Here is a 21,610-nt window from a genome sequence, read left to right as displayed (position 1 = left end):
CGCGCGGCGAACGGCCAGGGGTCGGCCATGCCTTGCAGTTCCGCTTCGCCCGACACCTGCGCCTGGCCGACCTCGTGGCCGATCCGCAACGACGCGATGCGCAGCTGCGCGCCTTGCTTGCCGGCCGCGAACGTCGCGCTAAGGTCGCCCAGGGTCACGGGCAATGGCTGGCCGCCCTGCTCCAGTTGAAACTCACCCAGGGCCAGGCGGTCCACGGCAATATCCACGGGCAGGGACGGCAGCGAGAACGGCTCGTTATCGTCCGGCGCGGCAGGCGCCTCGGCCGACGGCGCCAAGGCCACCCGCACCGATTCCGCCGACACGTCGCGCACATGCAGGCGCCGCTGGCCCAGCGCGCGCCAATCCACATTCAGATGTAGGTGGCTGATATCGACGCGCGTGCCGCCCGCGTCCAGGTCCAGCTTGCCCACGGTCACGCCGCGCAGCAACGATCCGGTCACGTCCAGCGCCTGACCGTTCAACTGCTGGGCGGCGGTGGTCAACAGTAGCCGCGTGCCGCTTTGCGACCCCACCAGCCAGAACAGGAACCCGGCGGCCAGCAACAGCAGCATCGCCAGACCCGGCAGCCACCACACCAGCACCTGCCGCAGGAATTTGCGCAACAGCTTCAAAACGCGATCCCCAACGAGAAGTGCAGACGCAGGTCGCGCTCGCGCTGGCCGTAGGCCACGTCCAGGAACAAGGGGCCGGCGGGGGTGCGCACCCGCGCGCCGACGCCGTAGCCCACCGCCAGCGACATGTCACCGAAGGACTCGGCGGCGTCGCCGGCATCCACGAACACGCCCATGCCCCAGCGTTCGTTGAAATAGTGGTCGTATTCCACGCTGCCCACCACCAGCGTCGGCGCGCCGACCACCGCGTTGTCGCGTTTCACGCCAATGCTTTGATACTTGTAGCCGCGTATGGACCGCGCGCCGCCCGTGCGAAAGCCGAAGTCGTCCGGCACCTGCACTTTGCTGTTGGACCACACACGCCCGACCTCACCGCGCACGGTCAGCACGTCCAGCTTGCCGATGGGCCACCATTTCTGCGCACGCAGGCGGGCGCGGGTATAGGGTTCGCCGGTGTCCAGCGTCACGCCCACGCCGCCGCCCACGGCGATCAGGTTGCCTTCGCGTGGGTCGTATTTGTTGTCGACGTCGCGGCGCAGCCATTCGGCCGTGGCGGTCAGCGTGGGCAGGGTGTATTCCTCGCCCCCGTCGATTTTTACGTGGTCCTGCGCCAGCAGCAGACCCCAACGCGTTTCATATTCGACGCGGCTATCGCCCGCGCCCTTGCGCTCTTGCAGGCGCGTGGCGCCCAGGGCATAGCGGGTCACATCCAGGCCCTGGATGTCGGAATGGTCGGCCAGCACGCCAAACGAATCCTTGTAGCCGCGCTCGGTCGGCGGCAGCAGGAAGTCGGCGTACGCGCGCTGGCGCAGGCGGTCCACGCTGAAACCGGTTTCCATGGTGACGGGTTGGCCGAACACCACGTTCTGGCGGTATAGCGATTCCACGCGCACGCCCGCCTCGTCGTCCACGCCGATCGAGGCCGTGAAGCGCTTGGGCGGCGCTTCAACCACGCGCACCTGCACCGGCAAGGTCACTTCGCCGTCCGAGTCATAGGCTGGCGGCGGGGGCGGCACCGCGCCCGACACGGTCGGGTCGCCCGCGGGCGTGGCGGCGGCCACATCGGCGGAGCCGGGCGCGCGGGCGCGATCGGATTTCACATCGGCAGCTTGCGGCGGCGTGCTGCCGGGCTGCTCCAATGACACGAAGGCGCCGCGAAAGAAGGCCGTGGATTGCAGGTCCTGCTGCCAGGTATCCAGCCGGTTCTGATCGTAGGCAGCCCCGACCGAATAACGCACGTAGCGCTGCACCAGCTTGTCCGGCACGCGTTTCAGGCCTTCGGTGGTCAGCTCGCCCATGCGAACCTGCGGCCCGCTGTCGATGGTCACATGCAAGGCGGCCGAGGCCGTGTCGGCCATGATTTCGGCCTGCGATGCCGTCATGCGCGCCAGCATGAAGTCGCGCGTCGAGACCTCGTCCAGCAGATTCGACTTGGCCCGGTTCCAGTCGCTATTGATGAAGGGCTGGCCGGCCTTGAGCTGCCAATCGTCGCGCAGCTTCTGCACGCGCTGGGCGAACTCTGGGCGCGTGATGCGGCCGGTGAACTTCAGGTCCACGGAAGAGACGGTCGTGCGCTTGCCCGGCACGATGCCGATATCCCAGGTTTCCCCGCCGATATCGGTGCCGGACTCCAACGTTACCGTGGGTGAAAAGTAGCCCTGCGTGGCCAGCGCGGCCAACGTGGCGTCACGGGCCCGCCGCCGCAGCCGGTTGATTTCGCCCCCGTCCTGGTCTTCCGCCAGCCGTGCAATCGCGTCAACGGCCTCGGTGATGGCCGTCAGCGCGGCCGGCGGCACCCCGCCCGGGTCCACGATGACTTCCGGCCGCTTGGCCAACGCCTCTGCCGAAAATACGCATAGTCCTGCCAGAATGGCGCGGGCTGCCCATTGCATGTGTCAGGTCGGCTGCTGGACGACGATAGACGGGAATTTTCCGGCCATATCGCGCGGTAGCGCGGCCACCCCGGCGGCCAGCTTGCGGGCGATACCACGATAAAGCCCGGCGGCTTCGCTCCCGGCGTCCGACACCACGGTGGGCTTGCCGGCGTCCGTCTGTTCGCGGATGGCAAGCGTCAGCGGCAGGCTGCCCAGCCAGGGCGTCTGATACTGCTCGGCCATGCGCTGGCCACCGCCTTCACCAAAAATGTGTTCGGCATGACCGCACTGCGAGCAGATGTGGATGGCCATGTTTTCGACCACGCCCAGAATCGGCACTTCAACCTTCTGGAACATGCGCAGGCCCTTGCGGGCGTCCAGCAGCGCGATGTCCTGCGGCGTGGTAACGATGACGGCGCCCACCACCGGCACCTTCTGCGCCAGCGTCAGCGCCACGTCGCCCGTACCGGGAGGCATGTCGACGATCAGGTAATCCAGGTCGCGCCAATTGGTCTGGCGCAGCAGTTGTTCCAGCGCCTGCGTCACCATCGGGCCGCGCCAGATAGCGGGCGAATCGGCGTCGATCAGAAAGCCGATGGAGTTCGCCTGCAAGCCGTGGCCCGTCAGGGGTTCCATGCTTTTGTTGTCCAGGCTTTCCGGGCGGCCGGAAATGCCCAGCATCGTCGGCACGCTGGGGCCATAGATGTCGGCGTCCAGCACGCCCACCTTGGCACCCTCGGCCGACAAGGCCAGCGCCAGATTCACGGCGGTGGTGCTCTTGCCCACGCCGCCCTTACCGGACGCGACCGCGATGATGTTGCGCACATTGGGCAGCGGCTTCAGACCTTTCTGCACCGCGTGGGCCGCAACCTTCCAGGTAATGGTGATGCGGGCATCGGGCGCGCCGGCCTGGGCAAGCGCAGCGGCCGCCACGGCGGCCCCCTGTTCCCGCACGCCGTCCGCGGGGTAACCCAATTCCAGGGTGACGGCCACGCGGCCGCCTGTCAGGTCGATGTCACGATCTTTTACAGAAACGCCCAGGTCCAAACCCGTGTTCGGGTCGCGCGCCGCGCGCAAAACGGCGCGGATGTTTTCTATCGTTATACTCATGTCACTATGGTTCCGTAGGCAGCGCGGCTTCTGCGGGCCGCCGTCCCCTAAAGGATAGCGGATACGCGGGAACCTTTCGCTGCGTTTTGCATCCGACCTTCATGACCAACACACTTATCCGCTTCTTCCGTGCCGTCCTTTTCGCCGCCCTGGCCTTGATCGGTATGGCGATGGCGCTGGTCTTCATGCTGTCCACGGCGCTTGCCGTGGCGATCCTTTACGTGGTCGCCAAGGTGCGCGGCAAACCTTTCGGCGTCCGCGCCTACTGGAGCCAGCGCCAAGGCGCCCGACCGGGACCCTTCCAGACCGCCACCGCCCCCTTCGCCACGCAGCCGCGTGGCGATGTGATCGACGTCGAAGCCCGCGAAGTCCGCTAACGTCGGCATGACGTAAACGCTTGCGCCGCGTGCGGCGCAAGCTTGCCGTTGCCCTTGCCCTCGCGCGGCACGACCGCCCGGTCTGCCGGTGCCGGGCACTGCCAGCGCCTGCCGGCCGTCACCCATTCCAACCCGCCCGAATCGCGCCTGTGCGATCGGCGGGTTGTGTCGTTATCGGGCCGCGCCGGGGCAAGTCCCCGCCATTGTCCTAAAATGGCCCGCCAAACCCTTTTTCCCTCCACCTCTGTCGACAACCATGTCTCGCACCCTATTTGTCACCACAGCGCTGCCCTACGCCAACGGATCCTTCCACATCGGCCACATCATGGAATACATCCAGGCTGATATCTGGGTGCGTTCGATGCGAATGGCGGGCCACACGGTGCATTTCGTGGGTGCCGACGACGCGCATGGCGCGCCGATCATGTTGAAGGCCGAAAAAGAGGGCATCACGCCGCAGGCGCTGGTGGCTCGCTATGCCGCTGAACGCCCGCAGTACCTGAACGGTTTCCACATCCGTTTCGACCACTGGCATTCCACCGATTCGGCGGAAAACGTCGCGCTGTCGCACGACATCTACCGCGCGCTGCGCGAGCAGAACCTGATCGAAACGCGCTCCATTGAACAGTTCTATGACCCCGTCAAGGGCATGTTCCTGGCCGACCGCTACATCAAGGGCGAATGCCCCAAGTGCCACGCCAAGGACCAATACGGCGATTCCTGCGAGGTGTGCGGCGCCGTGTATGCGCCCACCGAACTCATCAACCCGTACTCGGCGCTGACCGGCGCGACGCCCGTGCTGAAGTCGTCCGACCACTTTTTCTTCAAGTTGTCGGACCCGCGCTGCGTGGAATTCCTGCAGCAATGGACCACCGGCTCCAACGCCAACGGCGGCAAGCACTTGCAGCCGGAAATGCTGGCCAAGACCCGCGAGTGGCTGGGCGCCGAAGACGGCGAGGCCAAGCTGGGCGACTGGGACATCTCGCGCGATGCGCCCTACTTCGGCATTGAAATCCCCGACGCGCCGGGCAAGTATTTCTACGTGTGGCTGGACGCACCGGTCGGCTATCTGGCGTCGCTGAAGTCGTACTGCGCGGTCAAGGGCCTGGATTTCGACGCCCTGCTCGACCCCAACGGCACCACCGAACAAGTGCACTTCATCGGCAAGGACATCGTGTATTTCCACGCGCTGTTCTGGCCCGCCATGCTGAAGTTTGCCGGGCGCAAGACGCCGGACGCGGTCAATGTGCACGGTTTCATCACCGTCAGCGGTGAAAAAATGTCCAAGAGCCGCGGCACCGGCATTTCGCCGCTGCGCTATCTGGAACTGGGCATGAACGCCGAATGGATGCGCTATTACATCGCGGCCAAGCTGAACGCCCGCGTCGAGGACGTGGACTTCAACCCCGAAGATTTCATCGCCCGCGTCAACAGCGACCTGGTCGGCAAATACGTCAACATCGCCAGCCGCGCCGCCAGCTTCATCACCAAGCATTTTGACGGCGTGCTGGGCTATTCCGGCGACACCGCCGCGTTGTCGGCCGAATACGCCGAACAGGCCGAATCCATCCGCGCCGCCTTCGAGGCGCGCGAATACAACCGCGCCATCCGCGAAATCATGGCCTACGCCGACCGCATCAACCAGGCGTTCGACACGGCGCAGCCGTGGGTACTGGCCAAGGGCCTGGCCACCGCCGACGACGCGCAAAAGGCCGCGTTGCAAGACATCTGCTCGCGTTCACTGGCCGGCTTCAAGGCCTTGTCCGTGATGCTGGCGCCGGTGTTGCCGTCGCTGGCCGAGCGCGTGGCGCTGGAGCTGTTTGGCGCGCAGGCGCCGTTTACCTGGGCCGATGCCGCCGTGCTGCCGCAGCGCGTGGCGCCCTTCAAGCACCTGATGCAACGCGTGGAACCGCAAATGCTGGAAGACCTGTTCGAACCGCCCGCCGCCCCCGTCGTTGTGCCCGGTGGCGAGCCCGTCGCCGAGACCATTTCCATCGACGATTTCGCCCGCGTCGACCTGCGCATTGCGCAGATCGTCAACTGCGAACACGTCGAAGGCTCGACCAAGCTGTTGCGCCTGACGCTGGACGTGGGCGAAGGTCGCCACCGCAACGTGTTCTCGGGCATCAAGTCGGCCTACAAGCCGGAAGACCTGATCGGCAAGCTGACCGTCATGGTGGCCAACCTGGCGCCGCGCAAGATGAAGTTCGGCGTGTCCGAAGGCATGGTGCTGGCCGCCAGCCATGCGGACGAATCCGTGGACGCCGGCATCTATGTACTGGAGCCCTTCCCCGGCGCCAAGCCCGGCATGCGCGTGCGTTGATCGGCGCATCCGTCTGACGCAAAAAAGCCCGCCGGGTAAATGGCGGGCTTTTTTTTTTGCGTCAGACGCCCCGGGCCAGGGCTACGGCTGGGTGGGCGCCAGCTCCGGGTCCAGCGAATGGCGTTCGTCAAAGACGAAGCACTTGCCGTCATACCCCACGCCACCGGTTTCCTCGAAATACTTCAGGATGCCGCCGTCCAACTGATATACGTTTGGAACGCCCGCCTCGTTCATGTAGATGGCGGCTTTTTCGCAGCGGATGCCGCCCGTGCAGAAGCTGACGACCGTCTTGCCTTCCAGTTCTGCGCGATGGGCCTGTACGGCGGCCGGAAACTGCGTGAAGCGCTCGATGCGCCAATCGATGGCGTTCTTGAAAGTGCCTTCATCAACTTCAAACGCGTTGCGCGTGTCCAGCATGACGACCGGGCGGCCGGCATCGTCGGTGCCCTGCTCAAGCCAGCGCGCCAGCGTCTTGGCGTCCACCCCCGGCGCACGGCCTGCTTCAGGGCGAATGGTGGGGTGATCCATGCGGATGATTTCGCGCTTGATCTTGACCAGCAGCTTGCGAAACGGCACGCCTTCGCTGTGGCTGAATTTCACTTCCAGATCCGCAAAGCGCGCATCGGCGCGCAGCGTTTGCAGAAAGGTATCGATGCCCTCGGCGGCACCCGCCAGGAACAGGTTGATGCCTTCTTCGGCCAACAGGATGGTGCCCTTGAGCCCGCAGTCGCCCGCCACCGTCAGCAGGTGGGCGCGCAAGTCGGGCAGAAGATCCAGGGAAACGAATTTATAGGCGGCGATATTGACGACGGCAGTCATGGCAAAGCAGTGCAAAGCGGTGGGCGAAGCCCGTAATAGTAAACGCTGAGCAGCTTGCCCCGCAGCGGCCAACGCCGGGCAGGCCACGCCGCCCAGCGCCCGGATTGATCCGCGTCAACGGCTGACGACTTCCTGCTCGATCACCGCGTCCAGCACCCAGCGCACGGTTGAAGCGCCCGGCGGGGGGGTCGGGTCAGTCACTTCAACCACCCGCAGGCGGTAACGGATGCCCGGCTGAAACTGAAAGCCCGTAATGTCGCCATACCAGTATTGCCACGGCTGCGAGGCGCTGTCGCGCACCTGATAGCACAGGGCGCGGCCGGCGCCCCCGTCGCAGGGCACGCGCTCGGCATTCACATAGACCAGCTTGGTCGGCCCGGCTTGCCCGCCCGCCACCGGGTCCACGCGCCGGCCAAAGTCCAGCGTATCGCCGCTGGCAAGCACCCACGTCATGCGCTGCGGGTTGTTGGTGTTGTCCAGCGACGTCGCGGTGATGCGCGTCAGGCCGGCCAGAAAGTCCTGCTCCAGCTTCATGTTCCGCGGCGCGCACGCCATCATCGTGGCGACGGGATTCGCCTGCACGATCAGTTGGCCGTTGGCGACGGTATAGGGCGCGTTGTATTGGTTGCAACCCGCAAAGCCCGATATCCGCGGCGCACCCTGCACATGCACGAAGCTCACGGTCAGCGGACGCGAATTCGACGTGGGATGCGGAATTGTCCGCAGGCCGCCGCCAGGCAAGGTCCAGCGCGCCAGGTCCCAGCTGGTTTGCGCCAGGATGTCGGACTTCGACGCCGGTTGAAAGCGCGGGTCTTGTCCGTCGGCCGCGCGCGGGGACGGGCCGGCACAGGCGGCCAGCGCGATGGACAGCGCGCACGGCGCCATCCAGCGCAAGGAAGCAATAAAAGGCATTAGCGGTCTCCGGAAATCAGCCAGCCACGCCGCGCCGCCGCGTCATGCAGGGCGTGGAACGGCCACATTATCGCGCCGCCAATCGTTTAGGGCGTGGGGGGATCCTGGCGGCGTTCAAATTCCAGCACGTCGCCGCCGCGCAGGTTGAACGTCAGATGCCGGGGCGCGCCGCCGCTGTCCAGCGTGAAGGTATCGATGGCGGTCAGGCCGCGCAGGTAGTCGGCTTCAAGCTTGGCGCGTTCGGGCGGCACGCAGGCCATGCGCGTGGTGGCCGGCGCGTCGATGAACAGCTTGCCGCTTTGCAGCTTGTACGAACCCATATAGCGGTTGCAGCCGGAAAAGCCGTTGACGCGGTACTGCTTGCCCTGCGCCAGAAAGGTCAGTTGCACCGGCTCGCCGTTGTCGCCGTGGGGGATGTCGCGCTGGGCGCCGCCCGTCTGGGTCCAGCGCACCAGTTCCCAACTTGTCTGGGCCAGGGAATCGGCGCTGGTGGCGGCATTGGCCGCGGCGGCGCCTTGCGGGCGCGCGCCTCCGGTGGACCCCGCGCAACCCGCCAATGCCACGGCCAGCAAACCTGCGCAAAGTAGCTGACAACGCGAAGACAGAGGGCTAGGCATGAATAGGTCTCCTAAAGGTTTCACAGCCCCAACTGTAACCGGCACAGGCCTGTAACGTCCTGCTCTCTAAACCCTACAGCCGTATCCAAAAGCAGCACGAAAGTGCCTCGTCCATCACGCCGAAGATGCAGGGTGCTGCATCGAATGCCGCATGGCGGCGCCTTCGGCCGACGCGCAGAATCAGTCCAGACCTCGCATCTGGCCACCCTGGCAGCACAGGGTAAAGAAGCCGATCGCAACGTAACGAACGACGCATGCGTCGGCCGCTTCTGGCCGTCCATAAAAAGATTAACGGGAGACACGGCGATGGGCTTCTTGAGAACTCTACTGGCGCTATCAGTGGTGCTGGATCACCTGGGCGGCGGCTATGCCGATCATCTTGTCGGCGGCCGCCTGGCGGTGCAGCTTTTCTACGTGATTTCAGGCTTCTTGATTTCATACGTGCTGACCGCCACGGACAACTACCAGGGCGCCACGGGCAAGTTCTACGCCAATCGCTTCTTGCGCCTGTTCCCCATCTATCTGGCGGTGGCCGGCCTGACCCTGCTGGCGCATGTATTAAGCGGCGGCGCGTTCTTCCGCTTCTATGCAGCCCTGCCGTTTTCAGCCGACCTGTTCCTGGTGCTGTCCAACCTGTTCATCTTCGGACAGGACTGGTTGATGTTCTTCGGCATCGAACATTCGGCGCTGGCGTTCACGGGCAGCTTCGCCAATAGCGAAGTGCCGCTCTACCAGGGGCTGCTGGTGCCGCAGGCCTGGACGCTGGGTGTCGAAATGAGCTTCTACCTGGTCGCGCCCTTTGTATTGGGATCGCCGCGCAGGCTGTTGGCCCTGCTGGCCGCATCGTTGGCGCTGCGCGGCGTCTTGATCGTGACCGGCATCGGCGTGACGGATCCCTGGACCTATCGATTCTTTCCCACCGAACTGGCGTTGTTCTTGATCGGTTCGCTATCGCACCAGGTACTGCTGCCGCGCTTCAAGGCCTGGACGCGCCGGTTTCACCGGCTGCCTGAAGCGGGCACCGTGGCGCTGTTCATCTACACGCTGCTGCACTTTTCCATCGGCATCAATCCGACGGTGCGTGATGGGTTGGCGGTGCTGCTGTTTGCCGCGCTGTTGCCGCTGGCTTTTCTGTTCCAGTCGCGCCACCGCCTGGACAAGGCCATCGGAGAACTCAGCTATCCCATCTATATCTGTCATTCGTTGGTGATTCTGTTCTTCAGCTGGCTGCTGAACGACGTTGAAATGCACCAGCCCATGCTGTTCTCGGCGTTGGTAATCGCGGGCTGCATCGGGTTTTCGGCGCTGTTGAATGGCCTGGTGGCGGACCCTGTGGAACGCTTGCGCAGCCGCCTGCGCCGCAAGCCGCAATTGGGCGAGGCCATGCCCGCGCCGGACCCGCATCGCCGCCCGCAAAGCGCGGTGCCGCCCAGCCCGGCGCAGCCCATGGGGCCTATTCGCCGCGTGCCTTGATGTAGGCGGCAAGCACGAGTTCGATCTGCCGCTTTTCCTGCGAGCTCAAACGTGAATAGGTAGCGTAGGACACCGATTCAAAAGGCCACGCGGGTGGTACCGGCAGCTCGCCAACATGGTCGTTGGCCACGGATGGCTCGGCATAGCCGGAGCTAAGCATGGGCCCTTCTCCGGTGCTGAGCCACATCGGGCTGACCCGCAGGGCGCGGGTCAATTTGATCAGCGCATCGCTGGAGGGCTGCTGGCGCTGCCCGCTTTCGTAGTTGCCGATAGCGCTTTGCGACAGGTTGCTTGCGACCGCCAAGTCTTTTTGAGTCCATCCCTGAAGCATTCTTGCGTTGCGCAGACGATGGCTAAACGTGTCCAATCGATCAACCTGAGACATTAATATGAAATTATTTATTTGATTAAAACATCTCAACACTGGGGCCAAATAAACGGATTGCACCCCAATTTCAGGGTTAATCCGTAAATCGCAATATGCGCGTGCTTGCCTGCCGCGTGAGCCGGCGCCGGCACGGCTTTATCGAGTCGGTCACACCTGAAAAAACCCAAGCTGGCCAGCCACTTACCGCAATAATCCGGCGTGCGCGCAAAAGGGTAGTCGCACCGGGGTACAACCCGCAAGGCCGACGTTAAAGCCGCCCGAGTTTATGGGCAATTCCGTATGCAAAATAGAAAAATAATGTATCGGTAATACTTAATAATCCTGGGATACAGGGGCACGAAGTCATGGCAGCGCCGCCCTTTCCGGCAGTGAAGCCCGGGCCTCTCCGTTACCATCAGAAACTACAGAAACGTATCTTCACAAAAAAACACGCCCGTGTTTAAATGAAACACGGGCGTGACTTCAAGGCGGCATAGTCCTCGCCGCCGGCGGCCAGCATCGGAACAGGAACCCGGCCGAAACCCGTGCCCACATTCAAAAAAACACCGCCAGACGGTCTCGTCATGGCGCGACGCTCCGTGCCGCGCCGGCTCATTGGAAGCATCAATGAATAACACCCTGGATGTCATTTTCCTTGGCAATGACGATGCCAAGCACGCCAGGCTTGTGGATGCCTTGTCTCATCTGGGTTTCTGCGTACGCCGTTGCCATGACTTGATCGACGTCTACGACCGCTATTCCCGCCGCCCCAGTCCGCTGGTCGTGCTGGACGCGCCGCTTTCCGACATCCACAACGCCGCCGTACGCTTGCGCGCGGTTGACCGCGGCCTGGGCATTGTGGCCATCGCCGCCTTTGCCGACGCCGAAAGCCGGATCCGGACGCTGCTTTGCGGCGCGGACGCCTGCCTGCCTCCCGATGTGACGGGGCTGGAGCTGGCCGCGGCATTGCAGGCGCTGGTACGCCGCGCCGTGGGGCTGGACGGCATGGAAGCCCCGGCGGACACGCACGCCGAAGAACCGGCGCAGGAAACCTGGCGCCTGGCCAACAAAGGCTGGACGCTGATCAGCCCCGCCGGCCGCACACTGGGGTTGACCACCGGCGAACGCGATTTCCTGTCGCGGCTGGTGACGGCGCCCGACCGCAAGATCAGCCGCGACGCGTTCTATGCGGATGGCGCCGACGACGCGGACAGCGGCATCACTCGCCGACGCTTCGTCGACGTCATGATCAGCCGCTTGCGACGCAAGGCCGCCGCCAATCAAATGACATTGCCGATCCGGGCCGTGCACGGCTGGGGCTATATGTTCGCGGCGGATATCGCGCTGGATCCGGACTATCGGGCTTCGGGCGAGGACAGCCGGCAGGACGGGCTGGAAGAATGGGGCCGCGAAACCGAAGACGCCGGCGCGGCAAACTGATCTGGGCGCAACGCCCATGGCGCGTTCAGATTGAACGGGCGAAAAAAACGCGGCGCTGCCCCCGAGAGGTAAGACGCCGCGCTAAAACAACACGTGAACCCGGAGTCATCAGCCGGCACTGATGCCTTCTACCTGGATCACGCGATTCCAACATTCGTGCCTCATACTGCTCACGCACGGTCCGACCGTGAACTTTTGCGTGGTCTCTAGTCCCCGCACAAGCTGCAACGTGATCAACGCCTGGGTGCTTGCCGGCCCCAACTTCTGGCTGACTTTCACCCGTATCAGCGGTTTTCCCACTTGGATAGCCGCGTGATGAACGAAGTTTATGACTTGGCACCCAAATCCAGTAATTCTTTGTTGATAGCCTTCTATACCTATTTGATATAGCGCAGCCCTTTGTGTCATCGTCCTAAAATGCGGACTAAAGGACAGCTCCAATGCCGCCAACCTCTGTGTCGCTGATGCGCCTGCACAAGAAAGTGCTGGCGGTGTTTCCCCCCAACTGGTGCCTGGCCATCCTGGTTGCGCTGGACGGCTATGCCTTCATGCACCCCGTGCTGCGCGAAGTGCGCGCGCGCGAATATTCGTTCTGGCTGGCGCTGGACAATTGGCATGAAGTGATGCGGGTGGTGGGCCTGCTGGAAATCCCCCGCCTGGTGCTGGGCGTGGGCCTGCAAGTCATTGCCATCGGCCTGATCCTGAAGGCGCGCATCGCCTGGGCTTTCTCGCTGGTGCTGCTGATCGGCATCGGCACCTTTGCGATTCTTGGCGACAGCGGCCGCGCGGGGCTGGGCATCTACACGATGGTGCTGGTGATCGCGCTGGTGGTGTATTGGCGCCGCTTTGACCGCGCGAGCGTGACGGCGGGTTCGCTGTTCGCGCTGGTCAGCGTGATGTCCCTGTTGATCTACGCCGTCTTCGGCACGCTATACCTGGGCGAAGAATTCAACCCGCCCGTCAAGGACGCGGGCACCGCGTTCTACTTTTCCATCGTGTCGATGTCGACCGTGGGCTATGGCGACATCACGCCGCACAGCACCACCGCCAGGCTGTTCACCGCGTCGATTATCATCCTGGGCATTACCGTGTTTGCCACGTCCATCAGCGCCATCGCCGGCCCGGTGATCGGCGGCAACTTGAAACGGCTGGTCAAAGGCAGGTTTTCCACCGCCATGAGAAAAAACCACATCATCATCGCGGGCGCAACGCCCTTGGCGCTAAGCGTCTACGCCGGATTGCGCCGGCGCGGCGACGAAGTCACGGTGATCGTGCCGGCGGGCACGCCGCATGAATACCCCGCTGCCACCGATTTGATCGAAGGCGACCCGTCCAGCGTGGACGTGCTGCACAACGCGGGCGTCGCCCGTGCGCGCTATGTGCTGGCGCTGCGCGACGACGACGCCGAAAATGCATTCATCGTGCTGGCCGCCAAAGAAGCCACGGCGCAGGGCGGCGCCAAGACGGTGGCGCTGGTCAACACCAGCAAGCACCTGGAAAAGATCCGGCGCGTGCAGCCGGACCTGGTGTTCTCGGTGCAACTGCTGGGTGCCGAATTGCTGGCGCGCGCCATCAACGGTGAACCCATGGACGGTCAGGCCATCACCGACCTGTTCTTCGCCAAGGCAGAGCCGCGGGCCAAAGCGTCCTGATCGTTACGCCGCCGTCGCGCCCGGCGGCTCCTCCTGCGCCAACACGCCGGCCGCCACGCCACCGGACGATGGCGGCGCCGCCCCCGGCGGCGAGTGCTTTGCGTACCAGGGGATGAATTCAGCGGACGGCATCGGCCGCGCAAACAGATAGCCCTGGATGAACGCCACGCCGCGCGCCGTCAGATAGTCGAACTGCACCTGCGTTTCAACGCCCTCGGCTACCACCGCCAGATTCAGCCGATGCGACAAGGTGATGATCACGTCCAGCACGGGCGCCTCTTCACCGGTCGGCAGAATCGATTGCACAAAGCCCTTGTCGATCTTCAGGTAGTCCACCGGAAACTTCTGCAGGTACGACAGCGAGCAATGTCCCGTGCCGAAATCGTCGATCGCCACGCGCACGCCCGCCGCCCGCAACGCATCGATGTTGCGGCGCGCCTGGCCGCTGTCCTGAATCAAGCTGCGTTCGGTGATTTCCAGCACCAGCAGCGGCCGCCGCGCGGCCACATTAGCCAGGAACGCCTGCATGTCAGGCACCAGCAGGTTGCTGGACAGGTGCTCGGGCGCGATGTTCACGCCGATGTGAAAGTCCGGCGGCGTGCGCCACGTTTGCAAATCGCGTTCAATCAGCCTCAGCAGGTGCTGGGTCAACGGGATGATCATGCCCTCGGCTTCGGCGGCTGCAATGAAGATGTCCGGCCGCACGAAACCCACGCCGGGCCGGTTCCACCGCATCAACGCTTCCACGCCTTCGCACTGCCCGGTCAGCTGCCCATACACCGGTTGGTAATGCACCTGGAACTCATTGGCCAGCATGGCGCGGCGCAACTGCTCTTTGAACGACAGGCGGTTCAGCTGGAGGCGATACGCCGCAAACGCCAGGCCCGCGCCGATCAGCAAGGTGGCCGGCAGGTAACTCAGCAACAACTGCTTCCAGGCCTGCATCAGGCTTGCCGTGGGCGCCCTGACGTTGATCGCCAGCGCGACCCGCCCGTTGTTGCGCGTGATCTCGTCATACACGGGCTGGATGCCGGCGTCGTCTTCATTCCAGGAATCGCTGTGTATGGGCGCGCCCTTGCCCACGATCAGTTCGATACGGTAATCGCCCAAGGTGCCGACGGCATTCAGCAGGTCCAACACGTAGCGACCGTCAAGCGCGACCGCGCCGCTAAAACCCGGCGCGCCGGGCTTGCCCAGCAAAATTGCTGGGCGATCCGGCGCCAGCGGCGTACCCGCCACCGAAAACAACCACCGATCGGGCGTGCCGTCGATGGGCCATTTGCGGAAATCGCCCAACTCGAAATCCACCTCGCCGACGACCGACGAACAATAGATGTGGCGATCGTTGGCCAGCACCAAGGCACGGAAATACGGATTCAGCGTGCCCCAGCGGCGCAGTTGCGGCAGCACCTGGGCACAGGGCCGCGGCGTCAGGTCGGCCACCTGGTCCAGCACCGGCCAGGCTTGCGCAAGCATGTTCTCGATCTGTACGCGGACGATGTGCGCGGCGGCTTCGGCCTCGGTGCGCTGCTGCTTTTTGGCGTGGATCCAGGTACCCGCCAGGCACAGTAGCGCGGGAAGCACCAGGGCAAGCGCCACCGGCAGGTACCGCCAGGACGGCACGCGAACCGTTATTCCTGATGTGGTCACAACTGCCTCGCTGAATAGTCGGTGCAGCGCCAGTGCCGCTTCGACGCATGACACACCAAGCCCGGGGTAACGTCAAGTTACTTCGCAGGCACAAATACACGGCGCACGCGGGCTGGTGCTGCCGGTCCGCGCTGGGCTATTGTTGACCCACGCCATCCCATGGCGCTGCCGCCACTTGCCCCGACGGCTTACAGGACTGATTCGTTACCCCTTTCCACTTTGACAAGGACGGATGATGAAGAAACCTACTGCCCCCATGCCCCAGGGAATTGCTGGCGCCAATGCCGCCTACTACCAGCGATTGACTCAACTTGCCCAGGAGAGCCAGCAGCGCTGGATCGAACTGGGCCGCAACCTGGCTGATCAACACACCGCTAACACACTGTCCACGCTCGCCCCGCTGCAACAAGGCGGCGATTGGCAATCCCTTGCGCCGGCGTTGGGCGAGATCACCCGCAAGCAATGGCAATCCCAGCTGGAAGCCAGCCAGGCCATCACTCACGCCGCGCTGCAAGAGCACGCCGCGCTGACCGCCGGCCTGGGTGAAGCAATGAGCGGCTGGTTCAAGCTTGCCACCGGCGGTGGCATCGCGCCGGCGCCTTTTCCCATGACGCAGATCTGGTCCGCCATGTCGGAGCAGATGTCCGCCGCATGCGCCGCCATGCGCGATGCCAACCAACCAGGGGGCCGCCATGACGGCTAAACGCACCGCGCTTGTCACCGGCGGCTCGGGCGGCCTGGGCCAGGCCATCGCCCTGGCGCTGCACGATGCCGGCCACGACGTCATCGCCACCTACCACTCGAACGAGGGCGCCGCCCACGCCTGGGCCGAACAAGAAGCCTCGCGCGGACGCCGCTTTGCGCTGTACCAGGTGGACGTAGGCGACTACGCATCGTGCCAGACGCTGATGCGACGGCTGGACCACGACGGGCGCCAGATCGACATCCTGATCAACAATGCGGGCATCACGCGCGATGCCCGTTTGCGCAAGATGAGCCTGGAATACTGGAACGAGGTCATGCACAGCAACCTGGATTCCATGTTCCACATGACGCAGCCGCTATGCGGCGGCATGGCGGACCGTGGGTGGGGCCGCATCGTCAACATTTCTTCGGTTAACGGCAGCAAGGGCGCGTTTGGCCAGACGAACTACGCGGCGTCCAAGGCGGGCATCCACGGCTTCACCAAGGCGCTGGCGCTGGAGCTGGCCGGCAAGGGCGTCACCGTCAACACCGTATCGCCGGGCTATCTGGACACCCGCATGGTGCAGGCCGTGCCCGAAGACGTGTTGAAGGAAAAGATCCTGCCGCAGATACCGGTCGGCCGCTTGGGCCAACCCGAGGAAGTGGCGGCGCTGGTGGCGTTTCTGTGCGGCCCGCACGCGGGCTTCATGACCGGCGCCAACGTCGCCATCAACGGTGGCCAGCATATGTGCTGATCTGATTGCGGCACCACCGGCCCGCCCGGCGCAGCCCGGCGGGCCTTTTTAATCGTCCTCCCGCATGCGGTACATGGCGACCAGGTTTTTCTTGGTCTCGATAATGTGCGTCTCCACCAGACGCGCGGCCAAGACGCCGTCTTGCTGGCGGCAAGCTTCCAGGATGCGGGCGAGGTCCGTCAGAAGACCTTCCTTGCCCCTTGCCTGCGACATCGTCTCGTGCGTGTACCGATCGGTGTTCAGCCCGTACTCCTCGATCAGCCGACGCAGCCGCGTGTTGTTTGCCGGCGCGCAAAGCGCCAGGTGGAAACGGCGGTTCAGCTCGGCCCATTCCGACACCGAATCAGCCTCGTCGTAAGCCTTCAAAATGGCTTCCAACGCGTCCAGGTCGGCGCGCGCCATGTTCGGCACGGCCGCGCGCACGGCATAGCCTTCCAGCGCGATGCGGATGTCCAGCAGTTCGCAGATCTGGTCCACGTCCATGTGGATGACAACCGCGCCCCGGTTCAGGCGATACGCCACCAAACCCTCGGTTTCGAGCTGGCGCAGTGCTTCGCGCACCGGAATCCGGCTGGCCTGGAATCGCGTGGCCAAAGCGTCCTGCTTGAGCGGCGTGCCCGCGGGCAAGGAGCCCGTCAGGATTTCGTAGCGCAGCTGATCGCGGATCCGATGTGGCAAGGCCTGGGCTTTTGCGGACGTGCCCTTCGTGTGGGGGATGCTCATGACTCTCGGGTATCTCGGGCGCGCGGGCGGCGCAACCAACAGCGGCCTGCGGCGAACGTCGATGAAAGGGGATCCAACGGCGGGCTCCCATCGTAGCCGAATGAACTCGAACGGGTCGGCACCGCCGGACCCGACGCGCCGCGCCTGCCCCGCCCGCCGCCCATCCGGCCCGATGGATTCCCCGGCGACCGGCCTGAGCCGCTTATCGGGGCCATGCACGCCGTCCGCGCGATGCCCTGGCGCAGGCCCCAAACGCTTGCCTTGCCTGGGTTTATCCGCCGCCGCATTCAAACTGATCCGCTTTTTTATTCGGTTTCTGAATCTGTACTGCATCTTGCTGCGGATCTACCGTTCGTCAGGTAGGACACCCGTTTATCAGGAAGACCGCTATGCATGGCGACGCGCTATTGCTTGCCCGAATACAGTTCGGGTTCACCATTTCATTCCACATCGTTTTTCCCGCCATCACGATCGGCCTGGCCAGTTACCTGGCCGTGCTGGAAGGCTTCTGGCTGCGCACGGGCAAAACCGTCTACCGCGACCTGTATCACTTCTGGACCAAGATCTTTGCCGTCAACTTCGGCATGGGCGTGGTGTCCGGCCTGGTGATGGCGTACCAGTTCGGCACCAACTGGAGTTTTTTCTCGGACTTCGCGGGCAGCGTGACGGGGCCGCTGTTGGCGTACGAAGTGCTGACCGCCTTTTTCCTGGAAGCCGGCTTCCTGGGCGTGATGCTGTTCGGCTGGACACGCGTGGGGCCGGGCCTGCACTTTTTCTCGACCATCATGGTGGCGCTGGGCACGCTGGTGTCGGCCACGTGGATCCTGGCGTCAAACAGCTGGATGCAGACGCCCGCCGGCTACCAGATTCTGGACGGGCGCGTCGTGCCCACCGACTGGCTGGCCGTGATCTTCAATCCGTCGTTTCCGTATCGCCTGGCGCACATGGGCATCGCCGCCTTCCTGGCGACCGCGTTGATGGTGGGCGCCTCGGGCGCGTGGCACTTGCTGCGCGGCGATCGCAGCCCCGCCGTGAAGAAAATGTTCGCCATGGCCATGGGCATGCTGCTGCTGGTGGCGCCGCTGCAAGCGGTGGTGGGCGACTTCCATGGCCTGAATACCCTGAAGCACCAACCCGCGAAGATCGCCGCCATTGAAGGCCATTGGGAAAACGAACCGGGCGCGGGCGTGCCGCTGACGCTGTTCGGCATTCCCGACATGGAGCGCGAAGAAACGCGCTTTGCGCTGAACGTGCCGCGCCTGGGCAGCCTGATCCTGACGCATAGCTGGGACGGCCAGTTCCCCGGGCTGAAGTCGTATCCGCCCGAAGACCGCCCCAACGCCACCGTGGTGTTCTGGTCGTTTCGCATCATGGCCGGGCTGGGCATGCTGATGATTCTGTTGGCAGGTTGGGCGCTATGGACCCGCTGGCGCGGGCGTCTGTACGAGTCGCGCGCGCTGCAACGCTTTGCGTTGTGGATGGGGCCGTCCGGCATTGTCGCGATGCTGGCCGGCTGGTACGTGACCGAGATTGGCCGCCAACCCTGGATCGTCTACGGCGTGATGCGCACGGCCGACGCGGCCACGCCGCATGGCGTCGGCGAACTGACGTTGACACTGGCCTTGTTCGTGGCGGTCTACCTGCTGGTGTTCGGCGCCGGCGTGTCGTACATGCTGCGCTTGATCCGCATGGGGCCCAGCCCCGCGCCCGGCCACGCGCCGCTGTCTGGCGGCCCGGGCGAACCGCGCCAGCCGTCCCGCCCGCTGTCGGCCGCGTCCACGCTGGCGGGGGTGGAACCCGCGCCGCACAACCCTTCCGGAGTCTGACGCCATGGGCATCGACCTTGCATTGATATGGGCCGTCATCATCCTGTTCGGCGTGATGATGTACGTGGTGATGGACGGCTTTGACCTGGGCATCGGCATCCTGTTTCCGCTGATCCGCAACCGCGACGAACGCGACGTCATGGTCAACACCGTGGCTCCCGTGTGGGACGGCAACGAGACCTGGCTGGTGCTGGGCGGCGCGGGGCTGATGGCGGCGTTTCCGTTGGCGTATTCGGTGATTCTCAGCGCGCTGCACCTGCCGCTGGTGTTCATGCTGCTGGGGCTGGTGTTTCGCGGCGTGGCATTTGAATTCCGCTTCAAGGCCGACGAACATCATCGGCCTTATTGGGACCTGGCCTTTGTCTTCGGCTCGGTCACCGCCACGTTCTTCCAGGGCGTGACGCTGGGCGCCTACATTGAAGGTATTACGGTGGTGGGGCGCGCCTATCACGGCGGCGCGTGGGACTGGATCAGCCCGTTCTCGCTGTTCACAGGCGTAGGGCTGGTGGTGGGTTATGCCTTGCTGGGCTGCACCTGGCTGATCATGAAAACCGAAGGCCGGCTGCACCGCCACATGTGCGATATCGCACGGCCGCTGACGCTGACCCTGCTGGCCGTGATCGCGGTGCTTAGCGTGTGGACGCCGCTGGCGCAGCCGCGGATCGCGCAGCGCTGGTTCAGCCTGCCCAATATGTTCTGGTTTTTCCCGGTGCCGGTGCTGGTGGCCGCCGCCGGCTTCGAGCTGATCCGACGCGTGCGCGCCATGCCCGCCGCCGGGCCGTTCATGCTGTCGCTGGCGCTGGTGTTCCTGGCCTATACCGGTCTGGGCATCAGCATCTGGCCCGCCATCATTCCGCCTGACGTCTCCATCTGGACGGCTTCCGCGCCGCCGCAAAGCCAGGGTTTCGCACTGGTCGGCGCGCTGCTGATCATTCCGATTATCCTGGCCTACACGGCCTGGTCGTACTACGTATTCCGCGGCAAGGTCCGCACCGGCGAGGAGTTCCATTGATGCGTGTCTGGACAACATCTGCTTGGCCCCGCCGTCTGCTGTGGCTGGCGCTGCTGTGGGCCGCCAGCGTCGCCACCTTGGGCGTGGCGGCCTACGCGCTACGGCTTCTGATGCGCGCCATCGGCATGTCGACATGACCGCGCCCCATCACCACCGCGCCACCCACCCCGCCCCCCTTCCCCCTTTAAAACGACACCGCCATGAAGCGCTATGAACGTCTGACCGAAGACATCACCGCCTCCATCCGTTCCGGCTTGCTGCAAGTGGGCGACCGGCTGCCGTCGGTGCGGCAGACCAGCACCAGCCGGGGCGTCAGCCCCTCAACGGTGTTCAAGGCCTATTACCTGCTGGAAGCGCGCGGCCTGATCCGCGCGCGCGATCGGTCCGGCTACTACGTGCTGCGCGCCCCGCACGCCGGGCTACCGGAGCCCGACGCCCTGTCCAGCGCCACCGCCGGACGCCACCCGGTGGACGTCAGCGACAATGTGCTGAAGGTGCTTAACGCCACCTTGCGCCGCGACATGGTGCCATTTGGCTCCGCCTTTCCCAGCCCCTCGCTGCTGCCCTACGCGCGGCTGGGAAAGTTCATGGCGTCGGCAGCGCAGCGGCTGGACCCCTGGGGTTCCATTGACGACCTCAGCCCGGGCGACGCCGCGCTGCGCCGCGCCATTGCGTTGCGCTATCTGGCCGATGGCCTGACGGTGCCGGTGGACGACATCATCATCACCAACGGCGCGCTGGACGCACTGAACCTCAGCCTGGCGGCGGTGACCCAGCCAGGAGATGCGGTCATCGTCGAATCCCCCACCTTCTACGCCGCGCTGCAATCGCTGGAACGCAACCATCTGCACGCCATTGAAGTGGCCACGCATCCGCGCGAAGGCATCGACCTGCAAGCACTGGAACATGCCATCGTGCAGCACCGTCCGCGTGCCTGCTGGCTGATGACCACGTTTCAGAATCCGCTGGGCAGCCTGATGCCCGACAGCAAGAAGGAAGCGCTGGTCAAGCTGCTGACGCGTCACGGCGTGGCGCTGATTGAAGACGACGTCTACGGCGAACTGTACTTTGGCGAACACCGGCCGCGCCCGGCCAAGGCGTTCGACAAGGAAGGCATCGTGATGCATTGCTCGTCGTTTTCGAAGACGCTGGCGCCGGGTTATCGCGTGGGCTGGGTGGCCGGCGGACGCCATACCCGGCAGATCATGCGCAACAAGCTGACCACCAGCCTGGCCACCGCCGCGCCCACCCAGGCCGCCATCGCGGCCTATCTGGAAAAAGGCGGCTACGACCGCCACCTGCGGCAGTTCCGGCAGGCGCTGGCCTTGCAGCAGGGCGAACTACTACAGGCCGTGGCGCGCTAC

19 protein-coding genes and 1 pseudogene are annotated in these 21,610 nt (G+C 64.5%); 11 read left to right on the top strand and 9 right to left on the bottom strand.

Annotated elements, in window-relative coordinates; translation table 11 throughout:
* The 3 genes and pseudogenes from ACNPP0_RS20045 to apbC all read right to left on the bottom strand — a co-directional run.
* Positions 1–632: pseudogene (locus ACNPP0_RS20045) on the bottom strand (translocation/assembly module TamB domain-containing protein); the annotation flags it as partial.
* Positions 629–2,524 carry an autotransporter assembly complex protein TamA gene (locus ACNPP0_RS20040; RefSeq protein WP_332610185.1) on the bottom strand — a complete coding sequence of 632 codons (1,896 nt, stop codon included), beginning with the start codon at positions 2,522–2,524 and terminating at the stop codon, positions 629–631. The pseudogene ACNPP0_RS20045 and the gene ACNPP0_RS20040, both read right to left, overlap by 4 nt.
* 3 nt (positions 2,525–2,527) lie before the next feature.
* Positions 2,528–3,616, bottom strand: coding sequence for an iron-sulfur cluster carrier protein ApbC (gene apbC, locus ACNPP0_RS20035; protein ID WP_448706813.1), 1,089 nt, complete (start codon positions 3,614–3,616; stop codon positions 2,528–2,530).
* A 101-nt stretch (positions 3,617–3,717) separates the two neighbouring features.
* Here apbC and ACNPP0_RS20030 point away from each other — a divergent pair, with 101 nt between their 5' ends.
* On the top strand, positions 3,718–3,993 hold the full coding sequence (locus ACNPP0_RS20030; protein ID WP_006221752.1) for a hypothetical protein: 276 nt from the start codon (positions 3,718–3,720) through the stop codon (positions 3,991–3,993).
* A 202-nt stretch (positions 3,994–4,195) separates the two neighbouring features.
* Positions 4,196–6,316 (top strand): methionine--tRNA ligase, encoded by a 2,121-nt coding sequence (gene metG / locus ACNPP0_RS20025; RefSeq protein WP_332610277.1) that lies wholly within the window; start codon positions 4,196–4,198, stop codon positions 6,314–6,316.
* 81 nt (positions 6,317–6,397) lie between these two features.
* Here metG and ACNPP0_RS20020 read toward each other — a convergent pair whose 3' ends face one another.
* From ACNPP0_RS20020 to ACNPP0_RS20010, 3 genes are all read right to left on the bottom strand, one after another.
* Positions 6,398–7,135, bottom strand: a complete 738-nt coding sequence (locus ACNPP0_RS20020) for a sulfurtransferase (protein ID WP_332610183.1) — start codon at positions 7,133–7,135, stop codon at positions 6,398–6,400.
* Positions 7,136–7,249: 114 nt separating this feature from the next.
* Complete coding sequence (locus ACNPP0_RS20015) at positions 7,250–8,047, bottom strand: DUF4377 domain-containing protein (protein ID WP_448706812.1); 798 nt, start codon at positions 8,045–8,047, stop codon at positions 7,250–7,252.
* 86 nt (positions 8,048–8,133) lie between these two features.
* Positions 8,134–8,664, bottom strand: a complete 531-nt coding sequence (locus ACNPP0_RS20010; protein WP_332610181.1) for an META domain-containing protein — start codon at positions 8,662–8,664, stop codon at positions 8,134–8,136.
* 306 nt (positions 8,665–8,970) lie between these two features.
* On the opposite strand from ACNPP0_RS20010, the gene ACNPP0_RS20005 reads away from it, so the two are divergent.
* On the top strand, positions 8,971–10,137 hold the full coding sequence (locus ACNPP0_RS20005) for an acyltransferase family protein (RefSeq protein ID WP_448706811.1): 1,167 nt from the start codon (positions 8,971–8,973) through the stop codon (positions 10,135–10,137).
* Here the strand turns inward: ACNPP0_RS20005 and ACNPP0_RS20000 are convergent.
* Positions 10,118–10,483 carry a helix-turn-helix domain-containing protein gene (locus tag ACNPP0_RS20000; RefSeq protein WP_332610275.1) on the bottom strand — a complete coding sequence of 122 codons (366 nt, stop codon included), beginning with the start codon at positions 10,481–10,483 and terminating at the stop codon, positions 10,118–10,120. The two genes, ACNPP0_RS20005 and ACNPP0_RS20000, sit on opposite strands and share 20 nt — an antisense overlap.
* A 648-nt stretch (positions 10,484–11,131) precedes the next feature.
* On the opposite strand from ACNPP0_RS20000, the gene ACNPP0_RS19995 reads away from it, so the two are divergent.
* Both ACNPP0_RS19995 and kch read left to right on the top strand, forming a co-directional pair.
* Positions 11,132–11,944, top strand: coding sequence for a winged helix-turn-helix domain-containing protein (locus ACNPP0_RS19995; protein ID WP_332610179.1), 813 nt, complete (start codon positions 11,132–11,134; stop codon positions 11,942–11,944).
* A gap of 440 nt (positions 11,945–12,384) precedes the next feature.
* Positions 12,385–13,596, top strand: a complete 1,212-nt coding sequence (gene kch, locus ACNPP0_RS19990) for a voltage-gated potassium channel protein (protein ID WP_332610178.1) — start codon at positions 12,385–12,387, stop codon at positions 13,594–13,596.
* Between the two features lie 3 nt (positions 13,597–13,599).
* Here the strand turns inward: kch and ACNPP0_RS19985 are convergent, their stop codons facing one another.
* Complete coding sequence (locus ACNPP0_RS19985; protein ID WP_332610177.1) at positions 13,600–15,219, bottom strand: EAL domain-containing protein; 1,620 nt, start codon at positions 15,217–15,219, stop codon at positions 13,600–13,602.
* Between the two features lie 262 nt (positions 15,220–15,481).
* On the opposite strand from ACNPP0_RS19985, the gene ACNPP0_RS19980 reads away from it, so the two are divergent.
* Entirely contained in the window at positions 15,482–15,949 is a 468-nt protein-coding gene (locus ACNPP0_RS19980; protein WP_332610176.1) for a hypothetical protein, read from the top strand.
* Positions 15,939–16,685 (top strand): acetoacetyl-CoA reductase, encoded by a 747-nt coding sequence (phbB, locus tag ACNPP0_RS19975; protein ID WP_332610174.1) that lies wholly within the window; start codon positions 15,939–15,941, stop codon positions 16,683–16,685. Before ACNPP0_RS19980 ends, phbB begins: the two co-directional genes overlap by 11 nt.
* Before the next feature lie 48 nt (positions 16,686–16,733).
* On the opposite strand, the gene ACNPP0_RS19970 is transcribed toward phbB, so the two are convergent.
* On the bottom strand, positions 16,734–17,408 hold the full coding sequence (locus tag ACNPP0_RS19970; RefSeq protein WP_332610173.1) for a GntR family transcriptional regulator: 675 nt from the start codon (positions 17,406–17,408) through the stop codon (positions 16,734–16,736).
* A 389-nt stretch (positions 17,409–17,797) separates the two neighbouring features.
* Here ACNPP0_RS19970 and ACNPP0_RS19965 point away from each other — a divergent pair, with 389 nt between their 5' ends.
* The 4 genes from ACNPP0_RS19965 to ACNPP0_RS19950 all read left to right on the top strand — a co-directional run.
* Positions 17,798–19,234 (top strand): cytochrome ubiquinol oxidase subunit I, encoded by a 1,437-nt coding sequence (locus tag ACNPP0_RS19965; protein WP_332610172.1) that lies wholly within the window; start codon positions 17,798–17,800, stop codon positions 19,232–19,234.
* A 4-nt stretch (positions 19,235–19,238) separates the two neighbouring features.
* Positions 19,239–20,246 (top strand): cytochrome d ubiquinol oxidase subunit II, encoded by a 1,008-nt coding sequence (gene cydB / locus ACNPP0_RS19960; RefSeq protein ID WP_332610170.1) that lies wholly within the window; start codon positions 19,239–19,241, stop codon positions 20,244–20,246.
* A complete protein-coding gene (locus ACNPP0_RS19955) occupies positions 20,246–20,383 on the top strand; it encodes a DUF2474 family protein (protein ID WP_082134497.1) in 138 nt (45 codons plus the stop codon). The genes cydB and ACNPP0_RS19955 overlap by 1 nt, the downstream gene beginning before the upstream one ends.
* A gap of 63 nt (positions 20,384–20,446) precedes the next feature.
* Positions 20,447–21,610, top strand: a 1,164-nt coding sequence (locus ACNPP0_RS19950) for an aminotransferase-like domain-containing protein (protein WP_448706810.1), incomplete at its 3' end; no start/stop codon positions are given.

The organism is Achromobacter semiaridum, from assembly GCF_053543755.1.
Note: the sequence above shows the minus strand (reverse complement) of the source record. Positions and strands in the feature narration are given on the sequence as shown.